General features: G+C 71.4%; 16 protein-coding genes. 11 read left to right on the forward strand and 5 right to left on the reverse strand.

Annotated elements, in window-relative coordinates; all coding sequences use genetic code 11:
- Positions 1-230: 230 nt before the first annotated feature.
- Together D1350_RS03450 and D1350_RS03455 are read left to right on the forward strand one after the other, a co-directional pair.
- Positions 231-1,217: a malate dehydrogenase gene (locus D1350_RS03450; protein WP_125773812.1), complete on the forward strand. Its 987-nt coding sequence runs from the start codon at positions 231-233 to the stop codon at positions 1,215-1,217.
- 148 nt (positions 1,218-1,365) lie between these two features.
- On the forward strand, positions 1,366-3,576 hold the full coding sequence (locus D1350_RS03455; protein WP_125773814.1) for an NADP-dependent isocitrate dehydrogenase: 2,211 nt from the start codon (positions 1,366-1,368) through the stop codon (positions 3,574-3,576).
- A gap of 61 nt (positions 3,577-3,637) precedes the next feature.
- Here D1350_RS03455 and D1350_RS03460 read toward each other — a convergent pair whose 3' ends face one another.
- On the reverse strand, positions 3,638-4,582 hold the full coding sequence (locus tag D1350_RS03460) for a Fic family protein (RefSeq protein ID WP_125773816.1): 945 nt from the start codon (positions 4,580-4,582) through the stop codon (positions 3,638-3,640).
- Positions 4,583-4,792: 210 nt separating this feature from the next.
- Between D1350_RS03460 and D1350_RS03465 the strand changes: the two genes are divergently transcribed.
- Both D1350_RS03465 and D1350_RS03470 read left to right on the forward strand, forming a co-directional pair.
- Positions 4,793-8,416, forward strand: coding sequence for an ATP-binding cassette domain-containing protein (locus D1350_RS03465; protein ID WP_125773818.1), 3,624 nt, complete (start codon positions 4,793-4,795; stop codon positions 8,414-8,416).
- A gap of 24 nt (positions 8,417-8,440) precedes the next feature.
- Positions 8,441-9,049 (forward strand): dihydrofolate reductase family protein, encoded by a 609-nt coding sequence (locus tag D1350_RS03470; protein ID WP_125773820.1) that lies wholly within the window; start codon positions 8,441-8,443, stop codon positions 9,047-9,049.
- A 50-nt stretch (positions 9,050-9,099) separates the two neighbouring features.
- Here the strand turns inward: D1350_RS03470 and D1350_RS03475 are convergent, their stop codons facing one another.
- Entirely contained in the window at positions 9,100-10,566 is a 1,467-nt protein-coding gene (locus D1350_RS03475; protein WP_240643839.1) for an MFS transporter, read from the reverse strand.
- A gap of 155 nt (positions 10,567-10,721) precedes the next feature.
- On the opposite strand from D1350_RS03475, the gene pulA reads away from it, so the two are divergent.
- Positions 10,722-16,535, forward strand: a complete 5,814-nt coding sequence (gene pulA / locus D1350_RS03480) for a pullulanase-type alpha-1,6-glucosidase (protein ID WP_125773822.1) — start codon at positions 10,722-10,724, stop codon at positions 16,533-16,535.
- 98 nt (positions 16,536-16,633) lie between these two features.
- Here the strand turns inward: pulA and purU are convergent, their stop codons facing one another.
- The gene (gene purU / locus D1350_RS03485) at positions 16,634-17,494 is read right to left on the reverse strand and encodes a formyltetrahydrofolate deformylase (RefSeq protein ID WP_420807794.1); all 861 of its coding nucleotides are present in this window, start codon (positions 17,492-17,494) and stop codon (positions 16,634-16,636) included.
- A 59-nt stretch (positions 17,495-17,553) separates the two neighbouring features.
- On the opposite strand from purU, the gene D1350_RS03490 reads away from it, so the two are divergent.
- The 5 genes from D1350_RS03490 to D1350_RS03510 all read left to right on the forward strand — a co-directional run bounded on the left by D1350_RS03490 (position 17,554) and on the right by D1350_RS03510 (position 20,986).
- Positions 17,554-18,063, forward strand: a complete 510-nt coding sequence (locus D1350_RS03490; RefSeq protein WP_125773826.1) for a GNAT family N-acetyltransferase — start codon at positions 17,554-17,556, stop codon at positions 18,061-18,063.
- A gap of 79 nt (positions 18,064-18,142) precedes the next feature.
- Positions 18,143-18,880: a GAF and ANTAR domain-containing protein gene (locus D1350_RS03495; RefSeq protein WP_125773828.1), complete on the forward strand. Its 738-nt coding sequence runs from the start codon at positions 18,143-18,145 to the stop codon at positions 18,878-18,880.
- Positions 18,877-19,575: a GAF and ANTAR domain-containing protein gene (locus tag D1350_RS03500; RefSeq protein WP_125773830.1), complete on the forward strand. Its 699-nt coding sequence runs from the start codon at positions 18,877-18,879 to the stop codon at positions 19,573-19,575. The genes D1350_RS03495 and D1350_RS03500 overlap by 4 nt, the downstream gene beginning before the upstream one ends.
- A gap of 116 nt (positions 19,576-19,691) precedes the next feature.
- On the forward strand, positions 19,692-20,552 hold the full coding sequence (locus D1350_RS03505; protein ID WP_125773832.1) for a hypothetical protein: 861 nt from the start codon (positions 19,692-19,694) through the stop codon (positions 20,550-20,552).
- Entirely contained in the window at positions 20,549-20,986 is a 438-nt protein-coding gene (locus tag D1350_RS03510) for a PIN domain-containing protein (RefSeq protein WP_125773834.1), read from the forward strand. Before D1350_RS03505 ends, D1350_RS03510 begins: the two co-directional genes overlap by 4 nt.
- A gap of 23 nt (positions 20,987-21,009) precedes the next feature.
- Here D1350_RS03510 and D1350_RS03515 read toward each other — a convergent pair whose 3' ends face one another.
- Positions 21,010-21,768, reverse strand: coding sequence for an ATP-binding cassette domain-containing protein (locus D1350_RS03515; RefSeq protein WP_125773836.1), 759 nt, complete (start codon positions 21,766-21,768; stop codon positions 21,010-21,012).
- Entirely contained in the window at positions 21,765-22,988 is a 1,224-nt protein-coding gene (locus D1350_RS03520; protein ID WP_240643840.1) for an ROK family transcriptional regulator, read from the reverse strand. The genes D1350_RS03515 and D1350_RS03520 overlap by 4 nt, the downstream gene beginning before the upstream one ends.
- A 169-nt stretch (positions 22,989-23,157) precedes the next feature.
- Between D1350_RS03520 and chvE the strand changes: the two genes are divergently transcribed.
- Positions 23,158-24,282 carry a multiple monosaccharide ABC transporter substrate-binding protein gene (chvE, locus tag D1350_RS03525; RefSeq protein WP_420807795.1) on the forward strand — a complete coding sequence of 375 codons (1,125 nt, stop codon included), beginning with the start codon at positions 23,158-23,160 and terminating at the stop codon, positions 24,280-24,282.
- Positions 24,283-24,378 lie beyond the last annotated feature (96 nt).

The following is a 24,378-nucleotide window of genomic DNA, read 5'->3' on the forward strand; positions in this document are numbered from 1 at the left end:
ACGGCGGTGCCGGACGGCGGAGCCACCCTGGTCCACCCGCCTGGAGGAAACCTGGACGAGGCGATGACCTGGCGTGATCCGTGAGCAAACGTGACCCCCGCACGCTACCGCGTCCTGGTCTGCTCCGGTGGTCCTGTTTGTGACGTGGAGCACCCCGCCGCGGCGTGCCCGCCCGGCGCGCCGCGCCAGGGGGCCGGGCGTGTCGCGGGCCGTGGTGCCAGAGTGGTCCTATGACTGCACCCGTGAACGTCACCGTCACCGGAGCCGCAGGACAGATCGGGTACGCGCTGCTCTTCCGCATCGCCGCGGGCGAGATGCTCGGCGCCGACGTACCTGTCCGACTGCGGCTCCTCGAGATCCCGGCAGCGGTCGCTGCTGCCGAGGGCACCGCGATGGAGCTCGACGACTGCGCCTTTCCTACGCTCGCCGGCGTCGACATCTTCGACGACCCCGCGAAGGCGTTCGACGGCGCCAACGTCGCGCTCCTGGTCGGTGCCCGGCCCCGTGGCCCGGGGATGGAGCGGGCCGACCTGCTCGCCGCGAACGGCGGGATCTTCGGGCCCCAGGGCCGGGCGATCAACGACGGCGCCGCGGACGACGTGCGCGTCCTGGTGGTGGGCAACCCCGCCAACACCAACGCTCTGATCGCCGCGTCCCACGCGCCGGACGTACCGCCGGAGCGCTTCACGGCGATGACCCGGCTCGACCACAACCGGGCGCTGGCGCAGGCCTCCCGGCGGTCCGGCGTCCCGGTGGGCGACATCCGGCGCATGACGATCTGGGGCAACCACTCCGCGTCCCAGTACCCCGACCTCTTCCATGCCGAGGTGGGCGGCACGCCCGGTTCCTCGCTCGCGGAGGACCGCAACTGGCTGGAGAACGACTTCATCCCCACCGTCGCGAAGCGCGGGGCCGCGATCATCGAGGCGCGCGGCGCCTCCTCGGCCGCGTCCGCGGCCAGCGCGGCCATCGGCCACGTGCACGACTGGGTGCGCGGCACCCCTGCGGGCGACTGGACGTCGGCGGGCGTGTGGTCGCGCGGTGAGTACGGCGTGCCCGAGGGCATCGTCTCGTCGTTCCCCGTGACGTCGTCGGGCGGCGCCTGGGAGATCGTGCCGGACCTGGAGGTCGGCGAGCTCTCCCGGGCCCGGATCGACGCGTCCGTCGCCGAGCTGGTCGAGGAGCGCGAGGCCGTCAAGGCGCTCGGCCTGCTCTGAGCGGTGCCCGACGCCGGATGGGTCGCCTTCCCGCAGAAGGTGACCCGTCCGGCGCCCGGCCCCAGACCCGCGAAGGCTGCGGTATCAGGTATCTTGATATCAAGATACCCGCACCGAATGCCCCGACCGGCAGGAGTCTGTACCCCTCATGGCCAAGATCATCTATACCCACACGGACGAGGCGCCGCTGCTCGCGACGTACTCTCTCCTGCCGATCGTGTCGGCATACGCGGCGCAGGCCGGTGTGGACGTCGAGACCCGGGACATCTCGCTCGCGGGCCGCATCATCGCTCAGTTCCCCGAGCGTCTCACCCCGGCGCAGGCGCAGGCAGACGCCCTGGCGGAGCTCGGCGAGCTCGCCACGCGGCCCGAGGCCAACATCATCAAGCTGCCCAACATCTCCGCCTCCGTGCCGCAGCTCAAGGCCGCGATCGCCGAGCTGCAGGAGCAGGGCTACGACCTGCCCGACTACCCCGAGAGCGCCGAGACGGACGAGGACCGCGAGATCCGCGCGCGCTACGACCGGGTCAAGGGCTCGGCCGTCAACCCGGTGCTGCGCGAGGGCAACTCGGACCGCCGGGCGCCCGCTTCGGTCAAGGCCTACGCCCGCAAGCACCCGCACAGCATGGGTGACTGGTCCGCCGACTCGAAGACGCGGGTCGCGACCATGGGCCAGGACGACTTCCGCTCCAACGAGCAGTCCGTCGTGATCCCGGCCGACGACACCCTGCGCATCGAGCACGTGGCCGCCGACGGCACCGTCACCGTGCTCAAGGACTCGCTCACGGTCCTCGAGGGCGAGATCGTCGACGGCACCTTCCTCAGCGTCGCCTCGCTCCAGGCGTTCCTCACCGACGCGCTCGCGGCAGCGAAGGCCGAGGGCGTGCTGTTCTCCGTGCACCTCAAGGCCACGATGATGAAGGTCTCCGACCCGATCATCTTCGGCCACGTGGTGCGGGCCTACTTCAAGCCGGTCTTCGACACGTACGGCGACCAGCTCGCCGCTGCGGGCCTCTCGCCCAACGACGGCCTCGGCGGGATCCTCGACGGGCTCGGCGAGCTCGACAACGGCGCCGAGATCCAGGCCGCCTTCGAGGCCGCCCTGGCCGAGGGCCCGCGCCTGGCGATGGTGAACTCCGACAAGGGGATCACCAACCTGCACGTCCCGTCCGACGTCATCGTCGACGCCTCCATGCCCGCGATGATCCGCATCGGCGGCCACATGTGGGGCCCCGACGGCGAAGAGGCCGACACCCTCGCGGTGATCCCCGACTCGTCGTACGCCGGCGTCTACCAGACCGTCATCGACGACTGCAAGGCCAACGGAGCCTACGACCCGGCCACCATGGGCTCGGTACCGAACGTGGGCCTCATGGCCAAGGCGGCCGAGGAGTACGGCTCCCACGACAAGACGTTCGAGGCCCCGGCCGACGGCGTCATCCGGGTCGTGAACGCTGCCGGCGAGGCCGTCGTCGAGCACGAGGTCCGTACCGGCGACATCTGGCGCGCCTGCCAGACCAAGGACGCCTCGGTCCGCGACTGGGTCAAGCTGGCCGTCAACCGCGCCCGCGCGACCGGCGTGCCGGCCATCTTCTGGCTCGACGAGGACCGCGCGCACGACGCGAACATCATCGCCAAGGTGCGCACGTACCTGCAGGACCACGACACCACGGGCCTCACGATCGAGATCATGGACCCGGCCGCCGCCACCGCCTACTCGGTGGAGCGCATCCGCCGCGGCGAGGACACCATCTCGGTGACCGGCAACGTGCTGCGCGACTACAACACGGACCTCTTCCCGATCCTCGAGGTGGGTACCTCCGCCAAGATGCTCTCGATCGTCCCGCTGATGAACGGCGGCGGCCTGTTCGAGACCGGGGCCGGCGGCTCCGCGCCGAAGCACGTGCAGCAGCTCGTGCAGGAGAACTACCTGCGCTGGGACAGCCTCGGTGAGTTCTTCGCCATCGCGGCGTCGTTCGACCACCTCGCCGAGGTGGAGGGCAACGCTCGTGCCAAGGTGCTCGGCGAGACGCTCGACCGCGCGACCGGCACGTTCCTCGAGCAGGACCGGTCCCCGGGCCGTCGTCTCGGCACCATCGACAACCGCGGCTCGCACTTCTACCTCGCGCTCTACTGGGCGCAGGAGCTGGCCGGGCAGTCGGACGACGCCGAGCTGGCAGCCGCGTTCGCCCCGCTCGCCGAGGCCCTCGTGAAGAACGAGGACGCCGTCGTGGCCGAGCTGCTCGCGGTCCAGGGCACGCCGGCCGACATCGGCGGCTACTTCCGCCCCGACGAGACCAAGGTCTCGGCGGTCATGCGCCCGAGCGCGACGTTCAACGAGGCGCTCGCGTCGCTCTGACGTAGTGCTGCCCGACGCCGGGCCGGTCGCCTTCTGCGGAAGGCGTCCGGCCCGGCGCCGGTCACCCCGTGCGGCGCCTCCACCGGCTTGCGATGTACTCGTCGACCCAGGCCAGGGTGCTGCGCCAGTGGCCGTCATCACCGCGTTGAGCGTTCAGACGTCCTCGCTCGGCGGCAGCGCGGAGCGCCGTCACGCTGATGTCTGCCGTGGCGAGAGAGGCCAGTGGCACAAGTCGCGCGGGACCGGCGACAGCTGGCACGACGAACCGGTAGACGTTGTCCAGGACAGTTCTCGCGAGAAGTTCGGCGAGAGGTCCAAGGTTCCCTCGGTCAGCGCGCCTGAGCGCCGTAAGGTAGCGCGTACGCTCGCGCTTCTGGATGATTGCCGGCGCGTAGCCGAGTCGAACAAGGACGAGGTTGAGCAGGAGCCTGCCGGTGCGACCGTTTCCGTCGAGGAACGGATGTACTTGTTCGAACCGAACGTGGACCTCGGCGAGACCCTCCATCAGATGTCCCGGCCGACTCCTCACGGTGTTGGCGAGATCGAGCCAGTCGCGCATTGTCGCGTCGACGAGTGCATGCGATGGCGGGCGCATCCCATCGGGGAAGGCGCGGATGTCGTGCTTCCGGAAGCTGCCAGGACTCTCCTCGGCGCCCGCTTCGGGGTGCGGGGCTACCGACCAAACCGGTCCCATTGCAAGCTCGTGCACGTATCGCACCTCGGTCAGTGTGACCAGCTCACCGTCGCCGAGTGCTGCCGGATCGATCGCCTGGCGATAGACCCATCGAGCTGCGTCGCTGTAGCCCTTGACCTCCATGTACTCCGCCAGGTCCTTGCTACCGACGGCACGCCCTTCGACGAGAAGGTGCTCCACTTCGCGCAGAACCAGTGTGTTGCCCTCGATGGCGGTCGAGTTGTGAGCCTCGTGCACCCAGATGTCATCCCAGATCGCAGCGGCTTCCTGAGGGTTGGGCAGGCCGCCGAGCCGCTCGCCGAGTTCGGTCATGGCCTGATCGAGCCGGTCATAGACGTCTTGACGGGTCGGTCGTCCGCGAGAGTTGTTGCGTTGGGCCACGATTAATTGGAACACAACAATCTTCCGAGCGCCCGCTGACTTGTCGAGGACGTAGGAAGTTAATCGCAACACGACAAACGTGCGCGGGCCTGTGGAAAAACCTTGGGGAGTTGTCGGTAGCGCGACGTAGTGTCGAGAACGATGTCCGAGACAACCCTCACCCGACCTGCCCCGGCGGCGCCCACCCCGGCGCCCCGCCAGCACCTCGACGACCCTGCCCGCCGGCTCGACTGGCGGCGACTGGCCGCGCCCGCGGCAACGGCCGCGCTGGTGGCGCTCGCGGTGGGCGCCCTCGGACAGACGTTCGGCGCCGTCGCGGCCGGCCGGCTCGGGCAGAACGCTACGGTGGCGGGGCTCGTCGTGCTCGCCGCGTGCGTCGTCGGCGGCGCGCTGATCGACAGCGTCGGGCAGGTGGTCTGGGCCGGGGTGGTGGACCGTGCGGAGGGCAAGCTCCGCGGCGACCTGCTCACGGCAGCCCTGAGCCAGCCGCTCGGGACCCTCACGGAGCAGGCCGTGGGCGAGATCCTGGACCGGGTGGACGACGACACGCACGCGGTCGGCACGCTGGTGCGCCGCCAGCTGTGGGGTATGGGCCGCACGCTCGTGGGCGTGGTCCCGATGTGGATCGTCGCCGGGCTCACCTGGTGGCCCGCCTGGTTCGTCTTCCCGGCCCTCACCGCCGTCGTGGTCGCCGTGATCCGGCCGCTGCTGGCGGAGATCTCCCGCCGCAAGGTGATCGAGGAGGAGGCCTGGACCGACCACGCGGCGGCTTTCGAGGAGGCCGTCGCCGCGCGGGACGACCTGCGGACCAGCCTCGGCCAGGCCTTCGCCGTGCGGCGCCTGGCGCACCTGTCCGCGCGCATCCACCAGAAGTTCCGGGACGTGCTCGTGCTGGAGCGGTCGCTCATCATGCGGGGCGAGGTCCTGCTGCACGTCATGCTCGGCGCCGTGGCGGCCGCGGGCGTCACGGTCGCCGCCGCGGGCAGCCTGAGCGTCGGCGAGCTCATCACGCTGTTCCTGGTGACCAGCATGGTTGTCGGCCAGGTGTCGAACATGGTGCACAACCTGCCCGACCTCCAGGAGGGCATCGGCGCGGTGATACGCCTGCGGCAGCTGCTCGACGTCCCGGCCGAGCCGGCCGGCGGCGCGCCGGTACCCGACGGACCTCTGCGTCTCGAGGTGCGCGACCTGCACTTCTCCTACGCCGAGGGCACCTTCGCCCTGCAAGGCGTGTCGCTCGACGTGCCAGCAGGGCAGACCATCGCCCTCGTGGGGCGCACCGGCTCGGGCAAGTCGACGGTGGCGGCGCTGCTCTCACGGGCCGTCGAGCCCGACCCGGGAACGGTGTTCCTGGGCGGGACGGACGTCCGCGACATCGACCTCGAGCACCTGCGCCGGGCGGTCGGCGTGGTGACGCAGCGCACCGAGATTCTCGCCGGGACGCTCGCCGAGAACATCGCGCTGTTCGCGCCCGTCCCGCGCGCCGAGATCGAGGCCGCCGTGGCGGAGCTCGGCCTGACCGACTGGGTCGACGGCCTGCCGGACGGTCTGGAGACCCCGCTCGGCCCCGGGGGCACCCGGCTCTCGGCCGGGGAGGAGCAGCTCGTCGCCTTCGCGCGGCTGCTCGTGCGGCACGTCCAGGTCGTGGTCCTCGACGAGGCCACCGCGCGGATGGACCCGTTGACCGAGGCGCGCGTCGTCGCCGCGTCCGAGCGGCTCCTGACGGGGCGCACGGGCGTCCTCATCGCCCACCGCCTGTCCACCATCGAGCGGGCGCACCTGGTAGCGGTCCTCGACCACGGCCGCGTCGTCCAGCAGGGCGACCGGGCTGCCCTGGCGCTCGTCGAGGGCCCCTTCCGCGAGCTCGTCCGGGCGGGAGCGGCCCACCACGGCGCCCTCGACGACCAGGGAGAGCTTGTCGCGGCCCGCACGGCCTCGGCCTCGGCCCTCCCTGCCGCCCCGGCCACCGTTGCTCCGACTACCGCCACCCCCGGCGGCGAGCCGGAGCCGGAGCCCCGCGCCCAGGAAGCCGTCGGCACCCGGCGCCGCCAGGGCTCGCCGCCCGACGTGCCGGTCGTGGGGGACGGGCCCAGCCTCTGGCGCGGCGTTCTGCACATGCTGTTCGTGCGCCCGGTCTGGGGCCTGGTGCCGGGCGCGCTCTTCCTGGTCGCGAGCCTCATCGGGGCGCAGGGTGCGATCACCGGCTTCCTGTGGGGCCGGATCGTCGAGTCGGTGCGCGAGGGAGACCACCCGACCGCGCTGCTGGTCGTGCTCGGGGTGCTGGTGATCCTCGCTCCGATCAGCCTGGCCTGGGCCATCTACGGGTACCCGCGCTGGTGGATCGAGAACAGCCTCCGGGTACGCATGCGCGTGCTGCACGGGCAGACGCAGCAGCACCGCCTGCCCGCCACCGCGCCCGGCGAGGTCGTGGCTCGTGCCATGGACTCCGACCGGTACGTCCGGTACACCGACCGGTGGGTCGACTTCGGGAACGGCATCGTCATCGCGCTGGTCACCGCGCTGATCGCCCGGTCCTGGCTCGCGGGCGGCGTCCTGGCGGGGGTCATGCTGATCTCGGCGGCGGCGTCCGCCGTGGGCCGCCCGATCGCCGGGCGCAGCGCGGCCGGGTCCTCCGCGGCGCGCGCCCGGTTCGGCCGGTCGCTCGTGTCGGCGCTGGACGCCGCCCGGACCGTCAAGCTGGCCGCGCGCACCCACGACGTCCACGAGCACCTGCGGCGCGTGGACTCGGGCCGCGTGGACGCGGCGATCTTCGAGCACCGCGTCCAGGCCGTGCTCGACGGCGTCCCGATCGTCACCCTGAACCTCGGCATGGTCGCGGCGTGGGGTCTGTACCTCGGCGGCACCTGGGACCTGGCGACGACGCTGCTCGTGGCCAACGCTGTTCTCGGCTTCGGGTGGTTCGGGACCGTGGCGGGCGCGGTCGTCACGGAGGCACCGGGTACCCGGGCGTGGCAGGTCGCCACGGCCCGCCTCGCCGGCGGCACCGACCTCGTCGCGCCGGTCCCCGGCGTCGACCTCGTGACGGGCTCCGCGCCGGAGCCGCCGGCAGTGACCCGCGAGCCCCTCGTGACCCTCGACCTGCAGGGCGTCACAGCGGTGCACGACGACGGCACGCTCGGCGTGTCCGGCGTCGACCTCACGGTGCCGCGCGGCGAGCTCGTGCTCCTGCTCGGCCAGGTGGGGTCCGGCAAGTCGTCGCTCCTGTCCGCCCTGGCGGGCCTGATGGAGCACACGGGCCAGATCCGTTGGAACGGCACCCCGGTCACCGACGCGCAGGCGTTCCTGCGGCCCGGCCAGGTCGCCCACGTCGCACAGGTTCCGCGCGTCATGTCCGGTACGTTCGCCGAGAACGTGCGCCTCGACCACGACCGCGACCTGGACGGCCCGATCAGCGGCGCGCGCCTCGAGCGGGACGTCGCCGACGCGGGTGGTTCCCACGCCCTCGTCGGGCACCGGGGCGTCCGGCTCTCCGGCGGTCAGGTCCAGCGGCTCGCGCTGGCACGGGCGCTGGCGGCCGAGACCGAGCTGCTCCTGGCGGACGACGTGTCGTCGGCCCTGGACGCGCGCACGGAGATCGAGCTGTGGGACTCGCTCCGCGAGCGGGGTACCACGGTGATCGGCTCCACCTCCAAGCGCGCCGCGCTGGCCCGGGCAGACCGTGTGGTGGTGCTCGAGGACGGCGCGGTGGCCGACGTAGGCCCGTGGCGCGAGCTCTCGGCCCGCTGGTCCCACCTGGCGGGCTGACCCGCCCGACGGCATCGTTGCTCCATGGCCAAGATCACGTCCAGCCTGTTCATCGCTCTCGACGGCGTCGTGGAGGTCGGCGACGGCGCCTGGCACTTCCCGTACTACGACGACGAGATGGGCGCCGCGGTCGACTCGGGGCAGGGGTCGGCCGACACGATGCTGTTCGGCCGGGTGACCTATGAGAGCTTCGCCGGCGCCTGGCCCGAGCGTGAGGAAGCGGGCGACGTGGACGCCGACTTCGCCCGGAGGCTCGGTGACATGCGCAAGATCGTCGTCTCGAGCCAGCCGCTCCGGTTCTCGTGGCGCAACTCCGAGCAGCTCCGCGGCGCCCTGGTCGACGCGGTCCGGGAGCTTCGGCGGCAGCCGGGTCACATCGCCCTGAGCGGCTCGCCCTCAGTGGTGCGGCAGCTCCTGGCGGCCGGGCTGATCGACGAGCTGCACCTCTTCGTGCACCCGATCGCGGCGGGCAGCGGCGCGCGGCTCTTCGACGACGACGGCCCCGTGCTCCCGCTGCGGCTGCTCTCGGCGAAGCCGTTCGACACCGGCGTGCTGCACCTCGTCTACGGCCCGGACACGGCCGCGCGCCAGGGTTCGTACGACGAGGCCAAGCAGCACCTGGCCAAGGGCTGACCGGACGCCACGAGCGGGCGCGACCCGCCCACGGCCCCGGCCACCGCCGATCAGCGCCGGACCTGCCGCGGCAGGGCGAACACGAGCGCGAACGCCAGCACGGCGAAGGCCGCGCTGAGCGACATCGCCACGGCCGCCGAGTGGCCGAAGGCGTCGGCCAGGTCCGCGGGGCTGGGCCGCCCGGCGGGCAGCGTGAGCGTGCCGAAGAAGACGGACCCCACGATGGCGATGCCCGCCGCGGACCCGATCCGCTGGATCGTGCCGAGCACCCCCGAGGCGGCCCCCGCCTCGGGGCGGTCCACCGTGGCGATGATGAACTGCGCGTTGGGCGCGATGAACAGCCCGTTACCCACACCGGCCACGAGGAGGGGCACCAGCAGCTGCCAGTGGTTGAGGTGGGCGCTGGGCACCAGGACGAGGATGAGCCAGACCGCGATCAGCCCGGCGGCGACCATGCTCGTGCCGAGCACGAGGACGGTGCGCCCCAGCCGTGCCGCGAGCTGGTTGCTCGTGGCCGCGCCGACGATGCTCCCCAGTGCGAAGGGGATGGACACGATGCCGGACTCGAGGGCCGTGTGGCCCAGCCCGGCCTGCCAGAAGATCGAGATGACGAAGAAGATGCTGGTGAACGACGCGAAGTAGACCATCGCGAGGATGACGCCGCCCGTGAACGACGCGTGGCTGAACAGGTGCGGTGGGACCAGCGGCGAGCGGCCCCGGCGCACGGTCCGCACCTCCCAGAGCGCGAACAGCACGAGGAGCAGCACGCTCCCGCCGAGCGACAGCCAGGTCCACAGCGGCCAGCCCAGGCCCTCGCCCTCGATCAGCGGGACCAGCAGCGCCACGAGCGCGACGGTGAGCAGCACGAGGCCGACGCCGTCGACCCCCGTTCTGGGCCGGTCCTTCCGGACCACGATGCCCGGCAGCAGCCAGACCGCCGCTGCCACGCAGATCACGCCGAACGGCAGGTTGACGAAGAAGATCGAGCGCCAGCCCTCGGCCTCGCCGAGCGCCTCGATGAGGAGCCCGCCCACGATGGGGCCGAGCGCGGTGGCCACGCCGATCGTGGCGCCCATGACGGCCAGCGCCTTGCCCCGGGACCCGCCGGTGAACATCAGCTGGATCATGGCGTTGACGGCCGGGAAGAAGATGCCGCCCGCGAGGCCCTGGGCGACGTGGGCGACGACGAGCTCGGTGCCGCCGGACGCGAGCCCGCACCAGAGGCTCGCGAGCGTGAACCCGGTCAGACCGACGACGAACACCCACTTGTGCCCGAACCGGTCGCCGACCCGGCCCGCCGGGATCAGCGCGAGGCCGTAGGCCAGCGCGTACCCCGAGATGATCCAGGACAGGGTGGCCTCGGACGCGTCGAGGGACGTCCGGATGGTCGGCAGCGCGACGTTCACGATGGTGGTGTCGAGCAGGGCCATGCCGATCCCCAGCAGGAGGACCGCGAGGGCGAGCCAGGAGCGTCGCGTGGGGGCGTCTCCGGCTCCGGCGTCCGTCGGGGTGGTCACGCGGGTCAGCGTACGGCGGGCGGGCCGGGGCGGCCCGCCCGGGCGGGCCTGCCCAGCAGCCTTGCTGCACGTTTCTGCAAGCGTTACAGTCAGGCGCGGATCACGCTGCCGGACCACACTGAACGTGGCACCACCCGGACGACGAAGGAGTCTCCATGTCTCGCGCTGCACGCGGCCTACCCCACCTCCCCCCAGGGCGGCTCCTCCGACTACGGCGCCCGACGGCGGTGCTCGCCTCCGGCGCGCTCCTCGCCGTCGCCGGGCTCGCCGGGATCGCCGCCACCACCGCCTCCGCCGCGGACCGCACGGCGGCCCTCGTCGGCAACCTCCAGGACGAGCTCGGCTGCGCCTCCGACTGGGACCCGGCCTGCGCCGCCACGGAGCTCGCGCCCGCGGCTGACGGCACGTTCACGGCCGAGTTCGACCTCCCGGCCGGTTCGTACGAGTACAAGGTCGCCCTGAACGACACCTGGGACGAGGCGTACGGGCGCGACGGCGGCGCCGACAACGCCCCGCTGACCCTCGGCGGCCCGGCGACCGTGCGGGTCACCTACGACGACACGACGCACCGCATCGCCCTCACCCCGCTGACCCTCGCGGGCGAGTACTCGGAGGCCGACGCCGCCCTCGCGGCCGCCCCGGTCCGCCAGCCCGGCTCGGACGAGCGCTTCTACTTCGTCATGACCGACCGGTTCGCCAACGGCGACCCGGCGAACGACACGGGCGGCGTGGCCGGCGGCGCGCTCGACCACGGCTTCGACCCCACCAACAAGGGCTTCTACCAGGGCGGCGACCTCGCCGGCCTGCGGCAGAACCTCGACTACGTCGAGGGTCTGGGCACGACGGCGATCTGGCTCACCCCCAGCTTCCTCAACCGCCCGGTCCAGGGCACCGGTGCGAACGCGAGCGCCGGGTACCACGGCTACTGGATCACCGACTTCACGCAGATCGACCCGCACCTCGGCACCAACGAGGAGCTGCGCGCGCTCATCGACGACGCGCACGCCCGCGGGATCAAGGTCTACTTCGACATCATCACCAACCACACGGCGGACGTCGTCGACTACGCCGAGGGTCAGTACTCGTACGTGGACCAGGCGACGGACCCGTACCGCGACGCGGCGGGAACCGTCTTCGACCCGGCCACCTACGCGGGCACGGACACGTTCCCCACGCTGGACCCGGCGACGTCGTTCCCGTACACCCCCGTGGTGGCGCCGGCGGACCAGGACCTCAAGGTCCCGGCCTGGCTCAACGACCCCACGCTCTACCACAACCGGGGCAACTCGACGTGGACGGGCGAGTCGGTCACCTACGGCGACTTCGACGGCCTCGACGACCTCATGACGGAGCACCCTACGGTGGTGGACGGCTTCGTGCAGGTGTACCAGGCCTGGATCGACCTGGGCATCGACGGCTTCCGCATCGACACCGTCAAGCACGTGAACAAGGAGTTCTGGCAGGAGTGGACCACCGAGGTCCTCGACTACGCGCACGCCCAGGGCAAGGCTGACTTCTTCATGTTCGGCGAGGTCTACGACGCCGACGCGACCAAGACGGCCCCGTACGTCCGCGACACCGACATGAGCTCGGTCCTCGACTTCTCGTTCCAGGCGGCGGCCACCAGCTTCGCGAGCGGCAACAGCGCCCGCGGCCTGGCGAACCTCTTCGCGAGCGACGACCACTACACCACCGCCGACAGCAGCGCCTCGGCGCTGCCGACCTTCCTCGGCAACCACGACATGGGCCGCGTGGGTTACATGCTGCGCAGCAGCGACGACCCGCTGGCCCGCGACGAGCTGGCGCACGAGCTCATGTACCTCACGCGCGGCCAGCCGGTGGTCTACTACGGCGACGAGCAGGGCTTCGCGGGCACGGGCGGCGACAAGGACGCCCGGCAGACGCTGTTCGCGACCCAGGTGTCCGAGTACGCGAACCAGCCGCTCGTCACCGGCGAGAACGCGGGCAGCGTGGACCGCTACGCCACCGACGCGCCGCTCTACACGCACATCGCGGGCCTGGCGGCCCTGCGCGAGTCCCGCCCGGCGCTGAGCACCGGCGCCCAGGTGGAGCTCTACGCGGAGAACGGCGCGGGCGTCTACGCCTTCGCCCGCGTGGACCGTACCGAGAAGGTGGAGCACCTGGTCGCGGCCAACAATGCGGCCGAGGCCCGGACTGCCACGTTCGGCACCCTCACCCCGGGCGCCACCTATACGGCCCTCCACGGCACGGACACCCCCGTCACGGCCGACGCCGAGGGCTCGGTCACGCTGACCGTCCCGGCCCGCTCCGCCGTCGTCCTGGTGGCCGACCGCCCCGTGGGCGCGGACACCGCGGGCACCCTCTCCGTGACCGCCGGGGCCCGCCCGGGCGCCGCCCTGAGCGGCACCGCACCGGTGTCCGCCGCCATCGACCACGCCTGGGCCGAGACGTCCTTCGCCTGGCGCCAGGTGGGCACCGCGGAGTGGACGGCCCTCGGCACCGCCGAGGACACCACGCCGCGCGTCTTCCACGACGTGACCGGTCTGCCCCAGGGCACGCTGGTCGAGTACCGCGCCGTCACCACGGACGCCGACGGCGACCGCGCCGCGGCCTCCACGTTCGCCTCCGTCGGCGTCGACGTCAGCGGCGTCCCCGGCGACGTGGAGCCCGAGCCGGAGATCGACATGGTCACCGTGCCCGGTTCGCACAACAGCGAGATGGGCTGCGCCGGGGACTGGACCCCGGACTGCGAGGGTGCCCGCCTCACCCAGCGCGCCGACGGCGTCTGGGGCGGCACCTTCGACCTCCCCGCCGGCGACTACGAGTACAAGGTCGCCATCAACGGGTCGTGGGCGGTCAACTACGGCGTGGGCGGCGCGCCCGGCGGCTCGAACGCCACGTACCACCACGACGGCGGCCCCGTCACCTTCTACTGGGACCCCGTGACGCACGACTTCTCGTCCACCGCGCAGGGCCCGATCATCACCCTCCCCGGCTCCTACCAGGACCAGGTGGGCTGCCCCGGCAGCTGGGCCCCCGACTGCCTCGCGACGTGGGCCAAGGACCCCGACGGTGACGGCGTCTACACGTGGAGCACCGACGACCTCGCCGGCGGCGCCTACGAGGTGAAGGTGGCCCACGGCCTGAGCTGGGCCGAGAACTACGGCCAGGGCGGCGCGCCCGGCGGCGCCAACTACAGCTTCTCGGTGTCCGACGGCGACCTCGTGAACTTCTCCTACGACCTCGCCACCCACGTCCTCACCATCGAGACGGCCAACCCGCCGCTGCCCGGCACCGGGCAGCAGGCCGCGCACTGGGTCCGCGAGGATCTCGTGCTCGTCCCCGCCGACCTCGGCACGGGCGACGCCTGGACCCTCTGGACCGCCCCCGAGGGCGGGCTCGAGGTGACCGACGGGGAGGTGACGGGCCCCGCCGAGGGCGAGGCCCCGGCGTCGTACACCCTGGTGGCCGCCGACGGCGTGCCCGACGACGTGGCCGCGGACTTCCCGGCGCTCGCGGGCTACACCCCGCTGCGCGTCGAGGGCCTGGACCGGGCCGCGGCCGAGGCCGTGCTGACCGGTCAGCTCCTGGTGACCCGGGCCGACGGCGACGTCCTGACCGCTGCCACCGGTGTTCAGGTGCCGGGCGTGCTCGACGACCTGTTCGCGACGGACCGCACGCTGGGCGTGACCGTGCACGGGAGCAAGAAGTGGGCGTCGTTCGCGCTGTGGGCGCCCACGGCCAAGGACGTGGACCTGCTGGTCACCCCGGCGGGAGCCGCGCCCGACGCCGAGCCGCGCCGCATCGACGCGAAGCGTCAGGCGGACGGCACGTGGACCGTCGACGGCAAGGCCGTCGACAAGAACTACCCCTGGTACGGCGCGAGCTACCGGTACGAGGTGCGGGTCTACGTGCCCTCGACCGGGCGGGTGGAGACCAACGTGGTCACCGACCCGTACTCCGTGGGGCTCGCGCTCAACTCGACGCACTCGGTCGTGGTGTCGCTCGACGACAAGGCGTTCCAGCCGCGCGTGTGGCGCACCACGCCCGCACCGGTCGTGGAGCGGCCGGTGGACCAGACCATCTACGAGCTGCACGTGCGGGACTTCTCCGTCTCGGACGAGACGGTGCCGGAGGAGCTGCGCGGGTCGTACCTGGCGTTCGGCGTCGAGGACTCGGACGGCATGCAGCACCTGCGCACCCTGGCCGACGCCGGGATGACCACCGTGCACCTGCTGCCCACCTTCGACATCGCGAGCATCGAGGAGGACCCCGCGGCCCAGGCCACGACCGGTGACCTGAGCGGGTTCGCGCCCGACTCGGCCGAGCAGCAGGCGGCAGTGGCCGCGGTCCAGGGCCAGGACGCCTTCAACTGGGGCTACGACCCGTACCACTTCCTGGCGCCGGAGGGCTCGTACGCGGTGTCGCCGCACGGCGGCGAGCGGGTCGCCGAGTTCCGCACCATGGTGGGCTCGCTGCACGCCGCGGGTCTGCAGGTGGTGCTCGACCAGGTCTACAACCACACGGCCGCGTCCGGGCAGGCCGGGAAGTCGGTGCTGGACCGGGTGGTCCCCGGCTACTACCAGCGCCTCAACCCCGTGACGGGTGCGGTCGAGACCTCGACCTGCTGCCAGAACGTGGCGACGGAGCACGAGATGGCTGAGCGGCTCATGGTCGACTCCGTGGTCACCTGGGCGCGCGACTACCGCGTGGACGGCTTCCGGTTCGACCTCATGGGCCACCACTCGGTGGACAACATGCTGGCCGTGCGGGCCGCCCTCGACTCCCTGACCCTGGACGACGACGGCGTGGACGGGTCTTCCGTCTACCTGTACGGCGAGGGCTGGAACTTCGGCGAGGTGGCGAACAACGCGCTCTTCGAGCAGGCCACCCAGGGCCAGCTCGGCGGCACGGGGATCGGCACGTTCAGCGACCGGCTGCGCGACGCCGTGCACGGCGGGTCCCCGGTTGACGGGGCGTCGACGTTCACGCAGGGCTTCGGCACCGGCCTCTTCACCGCCCCGAACGGGCGTGAGGCGCGGGCCGGGGACCCGTCGTCGGTCAACGACGGGGGCGCCGACGAGGCGGCTGACCTGGCGCACCAGACCGACCTGGTCCGGCTTGGCCTGGCCGGGAACCTTCGGGACTACACGTTCCTCACGTCGAGCGGCACCGTGCAGCGCGGCGAGGAGCTCGACTACCGCGGCGCGCCCGCCGGGTACGCGGACTCTCCGGAGGAGGTCGTCACGTACGTCGACGCGCACGACAACGAGACGCTGTTCGACCTGCTCACGCTGAAGCTGCCCGTCGCCACCTCGATCGAGGACCGGGTCCGGATGAACACCGTGTCGCTCGCGACCGCCGCGCTCTCCCAGACGCCGTCGTTCTGGCACGCCGGCACGGACCTGCTGCGGTCCAAGTCGCTCGACCGGAACTCGTACGACTCCGGTGACTGGTTCAACGCGATCGACTGGTCGGGCCAGGACAACGGGTTCGGCCGCGGTCTGCCGCTCGCGGCGGACAACGAGGAGAAGTGGCCCATCATGGCGCCGCTGCTCGCCGACCCGGCGCTCAAGCCCGGCGCCGACCAGATCGCGGCGTCGGAGGCAGCGGCGCTCGACCTGCTGGAGCTGCGGTCCTCGACGCGGCTGTTCCGGCTCGGTACGGCCGACCTGATCCAGGAGAAGGTCACGTTCCCGGGCTCCGGCCCGGACGCGGCACCGGGCGTGGTCGTCATGTCGGTGGACGACCTCGCTGGTACTGCGGACGTGGACCCCTCGCTGGACGGGGTGCTCACGGTGTTCAACGCGTCGCCGTCGCCGGTGACGATCACCGTGGCCGGGCTCGCCGGGCGTGACTTCGCGCTGTCGCCGGTCCAGGCCGGTGGCTCCGACGCGGTGGTGCGGGAGACCACCTGGGACGCGGCGACCGGGACCGTGACGGTCCCGGCGCGCACGGTGGCGGTGCTGGAGGACCCGCAGGGCTGACCCTGTCTTGCCAGTCCGCTTCGAGAACGTCATCAGGTACCGCCACCAGGGAGGTGGCGGTACCTGATGACGTTCTCGAAGCGGACCTGACGAGATCGTCAGCGGAAGACCACCGTGCGGTGGCCGTCCAGCAGCACCCGGTGCTCGGCGTGCCACCGCACGGCGCGGGCCAGGGTGCGGCGCTCCACGTCCTCGCCGATGGCCACCAGGTCCTCGACCGCCCGCGAGTGGTCCACGCGCTCCACGTCCTGCTCGATGATGGGCCCTTCGTCGAGGTCGCCCGTGACGTAGTGCGACGTGGCGCCGATGATCTTCACGCCGCGGTCGTGGGCCTGCCGGTACGGCTGGGCGCCCTTGAACGACGGCAGGAACGAGTGGTGGATGTTGATGATCCGCCCCTCGAGCTTGCGGCACAGGTCGTCGGACAGGATCTGCATGTAGCGGGCGAGGACCACGACCTCGACGTCGAGCTCCTCGACGAGCCGCAGCAGCTCGGCCTCGGACGCGGGTTTCGTCGCGGCGCTCACCGGCACGTGGTGGAACGGCTTGCCGTAGAACGTGGCCATGTCCTCGAGGTCGCGGTGGTTGCCCACCACGCCGACCACGTCGATGGGCATGTTCTGCGACCGCTCGCGGTAGAGCAGGTCCACGAGGCAGTGCGCCGCCTTGGACACCATGACGAGGGTGCGCACCCGGCGCCCGACGAGGTCGAGGTGCCACGTCATCGTGAACTCCGCGGCGACGGGCGCGAGGGCCGCCTCGAGCTCCTCGCGTGACGCGCCGGACTCGACCTGCACCCGCATGAAGAACAGTCCCGACACCGGGTCCCCGAACTGCTGCGACTCCGTGATGTTCCCGCCGTGCTCGGCGAGAACTCCCGCCACGGCGTGCACGATCCCGGGACGGTCGGGGCAGGACAGGGTCAGGACCCAGTGCGGGTTGGTGCTGGACACCCCCACAGGCTATCTACCGCGGCCGAGGCGTGCCCTCGGGTCCCGATCTCTGACACGATGGACCCATGAACGACGCCACCACGACGATCCGGCTGGTCGAGGACGACCAGGCGGGCGAGCTGCTCACGCTGCGCCGCGCGGCGTTCGTGAGCGAGGCCCAGCTGTACGACGACCCGCACATCCCGCCCCTCACCCAGAGTCTCGCGGAGCTCCGGGCAGACCTGGCGCGCGAGGACGTCGTCACGATCGGCGCGTGGGAGGGCCACCGGCTCATCGGCTCCGTGCGCGTCGAGGTCGAAGGGGAGAAGGCGACCCTCGGGCGCCTCGCCGTCGCGCCCGACAAGCAGGGCCGTGGTATCGGCACCCAGATGCTCTTCGCGGTGCTGCCCTACCTGCCTGAGCAGATCACGGAGATCTGGGTCTTCACCGGCAAGGACTCCAAGCACAACCTGCAGATGTACACCAAGAACGGCTACGAGGAGCAGTTCGACAAGGCGGCCGGCGACCTCACCTACACCTACCTGCGGCGGGTGCTCGGCCAGATGGACGCCCGCAAGGCGGGCGGCTCCGCGTAGCCGGTCCCCCGGGCCTCAGCACGGTGCAGACTGGAGCTGCGGGCCGTGACGGGACCCGCAGCCACAGGAAGGCTCGACCATGACGGACCGGACGAACATGCTCGGTCTCCTCGCGCAGAGCCTTGCCCACGCCGACAAGGACGAACCGTTCGCCGCGCGGCTGTGCCGGGCGAGCGTCGAGGTGATGGGCGCGGACGGCGGTGCCCTCACGCTCGCTTCCACGAGCCTGGAGCGGCTCACGGTGAGCGCGTCGAACGACACGTCGGCGATCATCGAGAACCTCCAGGAGGTCCTCGGCGAGGGGCCCGGCCAGACGGCCTTTCGTGAGAACCGCGCGGTGATCACCGCCGTCGACGGCAAGCGGGGTGGTCCGTACCCCGTCTTCACCGAGCTCGCCGGGACCGTGGCGGGTGCGCTCACGGTCTTCGCCATCCCGATGCGGCCGTCGGGGAACACGATCGGGGTGCTCACCCTGTACGCCACCTCGGGAGACCTGCGGTACGGCGTCGCGGACGCACAGTTCCTCGCCGACGCGGTGGGCACCGCGCTCCTGGCCGACCCGGACTCCGCCGTCACGGAACCGCCCAGCTGGCCGCGACGGGCGCGGGTGCACCAGGCCACGGGCATGGTGGTCGCCCAGCTGGCCGTCAGCACCGAGGACGCGTTCGCCCTGCTCCGCGCGCATGCCTTCGCCTACGACAGGACGCTCGACGACGTGGCCGCGGACGTGCTGGAGGGGCGCCTGAGATTCAGCGCCGACCGCGACCAGGACGACCGGATCTCTTCGAACGACAACCAGGGAAACGAGGAGCGATGAGCACCCGGACCTCCGCCCAAGCGCTCGCCGAGACCACCTCCGCGCTGCTGCGCGACCACGACGTCCCCAGCCTCCTCGTCCAGCTCCTCCGCGACGTGAGTGCCTTTGTGCCGGCCGACGCGGCGGCCGTGCTCGTCCGCGACCCCCACGGGGAGCTCGAGCTCCTCAGCGCCACCTCGCACCGGGCCGCCGAGCTCGAGGTCTTCCAGGCCCAGACCGACGAGGGGCCGTGCGTCGACGTGATCGCGGCGGTCAAGCAGGTCAGCGAGGTCGGGCCGGCGGCCGTCGTCGCCCGCTGGCCCCGGATCGGCCCGCAGATCGTCGCTGCGGGCTTCGGGACCGTCCACGCGTTCCCTCTCCGGTGGCGGGACCAGGCCGTCGGTGGGTTGAACCTGTTCTCCGGCGGTTCCGTCGAGCTGGGCGACGACGCGCGCGAGCTCGCCCAGGCGTTCGCCGACGTCGCCACGCTGGCCCTGGTGCAGCCGCAGCGGCTCCAGGAACGGGAGCTCGCCAGCAACCTCGTCCGCGCGCTCGAGGGCCGGGTCGTGATCGAGCAGGCCAAGGGAGTCCTGGCCCACCACCTCGGGGTCGACCTGTCGGACGCCTACGACGAGCTGCTCCGGCGTGCGGACGAGGACGGCAGGAACGTCACCGAGACCGCTGAGGCGGTGATCCGCGCGGCGCAGAGGCGCTAGCCGTGAAGGAGACGGGGTGTCGGCGAGTTGATCGCGAGCAGGTCCTCGTGTCGGGGGGTGCAGCCCAGGCTTGTCCACTAGAGTTGCTGTTTGTCCGGTCGGAAGAGGTGGTCGTAGTGACGCAGCAGTTCGAGTTCCGGCTGCAAGGGATGCCCCTGCCCCAGGGGGAGATCGCTCTGGTCGACCTCGCTGCGATCGGTGGTCGCCTGCAGGAGCTCTCCACCCGGGTGAGCCGGTGGGTCGCAGACATCGACCGTGCAGGTCGGTCACCGAGCCTGGTAGAGAGCGCCGCCGCGCTGCGGCTGGCGGCGACGCGTCCCGGCAGCACAATCCTGGAGATCCGGGCAGGGACGCACGACACCCTCGACCTCGATCTTCCGTTCGAACGTGAGGTCACGACCAAGTTCTGGGAGATCGTCACGGCGCTTGGGAGCGACGCGCCGCCTGCGGACACGCCCGCCTCTGTGCGAGAGACAGCCGTCCAGCTCCTTGACGCGTTGCAGCACGCGGCGCCTGTGGTCAGTGTGACGCGACAGGACGGTGCGTGGATCGAGTTCCGTCCAGCGGAGAAGGACCGCACGGTATGGCGGGTCGCGGCGACTGAGCCGGCAGCGGAGCCGGTGACAGTCGTCGGCCGCCTCGAAGCCGTCGACCTGCGTACCAACCGGTTCCGCATCGTCGACGATCTCGGTCACCGGATCGCGTTGCGTGATGTCGAGGACGCTCAGAACGTGGCACGGCTCATTGACCGGCGTGTACGGGCGAGTGGCCTGCCCACCCCGGACTCACGTGGTCGGTTGGTGTCGATCTCCGAGCCGGTTCTCACTGGTGTGACCCTTCCTGACCTGTTCCGACAGCACCTTGACCCCTCAGAATGGTCGCCGCCGACGAACTACGTCGGGCCGGACCCTGATGGTGGTGTCGACCTTGACGACGACGAGTGGGCGGACTTCCTGTTCATGGTGACCGGCCAATGAGCGCGAGCGGCAGCGACGCACGCATCGTCATTCTTGATACCGACGTGTGGTCCCACATCTTCGTCCGCAAACAGAAGTCCGACGAGACCGAGAAGTGGCGCGAGGCGCTGACCGGCCGGACCGTCGTCATCGCCACCCAGACGCGGGCTGAGGTGCTCTACGGTCTCCTCTCCAGCAACTGGGGCGAGTCTCGTCGAGCGGTGGTGCAGGACGTCCTGGACCGTACCGCGACGGTTCCGGTGACGAACGACGTCGTCGTGGCGTACGCAAATCTTGCGTCCGACTCCCGGCGTGGGGGTCACGGGCTCGCGTCGAAGGTCCACACGGGTGATCGCTGGGTCGCTGCAACTGCCATCGCGCTGGGCGCACCGCTCTTGGCCGCGGACAAGATCTACCGGGGAGCGCCAGGCCTGGATCTCTTGAGCCTTTCCTGACAGCTTTGCTGTGCGCGGAAGCGCTAGCCAGCGACCGCCGTCGGCCGGCTCGCTCCGGTGATCGCCGCGATGACCTCCTCGTAGGAGGCCCCGGCGGAGGAGAACGAGCCGTTGTTGCGCCCGTGCCGGAGTACCTCGACGCGGTCGGCGACCGCGCGCACGTCGGTCATGTTGTGGCTGATCAGGATCACGGCGTGGCCCAGGTCGCGCAGGGACTCGATGTGGGTGAGCACCTCCGCCGTCTGGGACACGGACAGGGACGCCGTCGGCTCGTCGAGCACCACGAGCCGGGGGTCGCCGAGCAGCGTGCGCGCGATGGCCACGGTCTGCCGCTGCCCGGCGGACAGCACGGACACGGGCGTCCGGACCGACGGGATGCGGGACGTGAGGCTGCGCAGGATCTCGCGGGCCCGGTCCTCCATGGCCGCCTCGTCGAGCGAGCGCCCGCGGCGCAGCTCCTGGCCGAGGTAGAGGTTCTGCACCACGTCGAGGTTCTCGCACAGGGCGAGGTCCTGGAACACGCTGGCGATGCCGAGGCTGCGCGCGACCGAGGCCGACGGGATGGTCACCGGCCGGCCGTCCACCTCGATCAGCCCGGCGTCGGGGGAGAGCACCCCCGCGACGATCTTGGCGAGCGTCGACTTGCCGGCGGCGTTGTCGCCCACGAGCGCGACGACCTCTCCGGCATGGACGTCGAGGTCCACGCCTGACAGGGCCTGGACCGGCCCGAACGCCTTGTCGATCCCGTGCAGCGAGAGTGCGGGCGTCGTTGACCGCCTCATGGCGTGGTCACCTCTTCTCCTGGTCGTGCGTCCATCTTGCGTCGGCGGGCCTCGTCGTGGGCCACGTCGGTCTCGCGGCGGGCCAGAGCGAGGGCGCCCAGCATCTCCGCCCGGTCGCCGAGCTCGCTCGCGACCACCTCCAGCGGGGCGATGCGGTTCGGCAGCGCCTGCCGGGACATCGTCTCGCGCAGCGCGTCGATCAAGGTATCCCCTGCGCGCGCCAGCTCGCCGCCCACGACGACCACCTGCGGGTTCAGCACGGTGACGAGCCCGGCAACCACCAGCCCCACGCGGTGCCCGGCGTCCGCGACGGCCCGGTTGCAGCCGGGGTCGCCCTCGCGGCAGAGCGTCACGACGTCGCGCAGCGTGAGGTCGCCGTGGCTGGTGCGCAGCAGGCCGAGGAGGGCTGCCTCGCCCGTCACGGTGTCGAGGCAGCCGCGGTTGCCGCAGCGGCAGATCTGGCCCTGGGGGTCCACCTGCACGTGCGCGATCTCGCCCGCCGTCCCGGCGAACCCGCGGTGCAGGTGGTCGTTGAGGATGATGCCCGCGCCGGTCGTGTACGAGACACGGACGTAGACGGAGTCGCTGTGCGTCCGGGCGGCGCCGAGGTCGTGCTCGGCGAGCGCGCCGAGGTTCGCGTCGTTGTCGACGAAGACCGGCCGCGCGAGCCGCTTCGACAGCACCTGGCCGATGTGCAGGTCGTCCCAGCCGCGCATCGTGCCGCGCACGGAGATCATCCCGGTGGCGGAGTCGACGGGTGCAGGGAGGGCGACGCCGACGCCCAGCAGCTCGTCGAGGTCTGCGCCGACGCGCTCGAGCAGGTCGACGATCAGCAGGGCGGTGCGGTCGAGGGTGGTGTCGACGCGGTGGTCCGACGGCAGGGGGAGCTGCTGGTCGGCGACGACTTCGAGCCCCAGGTCGCTGAGGGCCACACGCAGGTGCCGGTGCCCGACGTGCACGCCCGCGACGAGGCCCACGCGGCGGGCGATCGTGACCCGGGTGGCGCGCCGTCCGGAGCGGGAGGTGGTGTGGGTGTCGACGACGCCGGCTCCGGTGAGCTCTTTGACGATCGTCGACACCGTTGCCGTGGAGAGGCCCGTGGCCTCGGCGAGCTCGACCTGCGTGAGGCCCCCGAACCGCTTGACCGCCTCGACGATGCGGCCACGGTTCGCCTCGCGCAGAGAGGTCTGCGACCCGCTCGTGGACCGGCCGTCGTTCACCCAGGGAGCGTACCTTGCCGTGGCTTGACTTTGAGTCTCGAACACAATTTGGTCACGACCTCGCATCTCTGGTCAACAAGCGAACTCAAGGTGATATGTTCTCCGACTGCAGGCGCTCTGACGCGCCGGTATCACGATTCGACGACGAAGAGGTATGACGATGATGTCGATGCGTAGGACGCTCGGCCGTGCTGCGGCCGGCTTCGCGGCCGCCACCCTGGCGCTGACGGGCCTCGCCGCCTGCAGCGCGGAGCGCGAGGGCACGACCGGTGGCGAGAGCGCCGCCGCCGAGGAGACGATCGTCGGCATCGCGATGCCGACCCGCAGCCTCGAACGCTGGAACAACGACGGCGACCACCTGAAGGCGCTCCTCGAGGAGGCCGGCTACAAGGTCTCGCTGCAGTACGCCGACAACAAGGTCGAGCAGCAGATCACGCAGATCCAGAACATGGTCAACGAGGGCGCCGACATCCTCGTCGTCGCCTCGATCGACGGCACGGCGCTCGCGCCGGTCCTCGCGGACGCCAAGGCCAAGGACGCCACGGTCATCGCGTACGACCGCCTGATCAACGGCACCCCGGACGTGGACTACTACGCCACGTTCGACAACGAGCTCGTCGGCACGCTCCAGGGCCAGTTCATCGAGGAGCAGCTCGGCCTGAAGGACGGCGAGGGCCCGTTCAACCTCGAGCCCTTCGCCGGCTCCCCGGACGACAACAACGCCAAGTTCTTCTTCAAGGGCGCCTGGGACGTGCTTCTGCCCTACGTCGAGTCGGGCCAGCTCGTGGTCCCGTCCGGCAAGTCCCCGGCCTCGGTCGACGAGTGGACCAGCATCGGCATCCAGGGCTGGGAGTCGGCCAAGGCCCAGTCCGAGATGGAGAACCGCCTCAACTCGTTCTACCAGGACAAGAAGGTCAACGTCGTCCTGTCGCCGAACGACTCGCTTGCCCTCGGCATCGCGCAGGCCCTGGAGAGCGCCGGCTACGCCCCGGGCGCCGAGTACCCGGTCATCACCGGTCAGGACGCGGACCTCGCGAACACCAAGAACATCCTGGCCGACAAGCAGTCCATGTCCGTCTGGAAGGACACGCGCACCCTGGGCAACCAGGTCGCGAAGATGGTCGACAGCATCGTCGCGGGCGAGGAGCCCGAGGTGAACGACACCGAGACCTACGACAACGGTGAGAAGGTCGTCCCGTCGTTCCTCCTCGAGCCGCAGGTCGTGACGAAGGACGACGTCGAGTCGGCCCTCGTCGAGTCCGGCTTCTTCGACGCGTCGGAGCTCGGTCTCTGATCGTAAGTCCCCACGACGCACCGGCTCGCCCTGGTCTGTCGCCTCGCCCCCGGTGAGGCGACAGACCAGGGCGAGCTACCGCCGTCGGGCCACCCG

This window comes from Antribacter gilvus, from assembly GCF_003946865.1.
Lineage (GTDB): Bacteria > Actinomycetota > Actinomycetes > Actinomycetales > Cellulomonadaceae > Antribacter > Antribacter gilvus.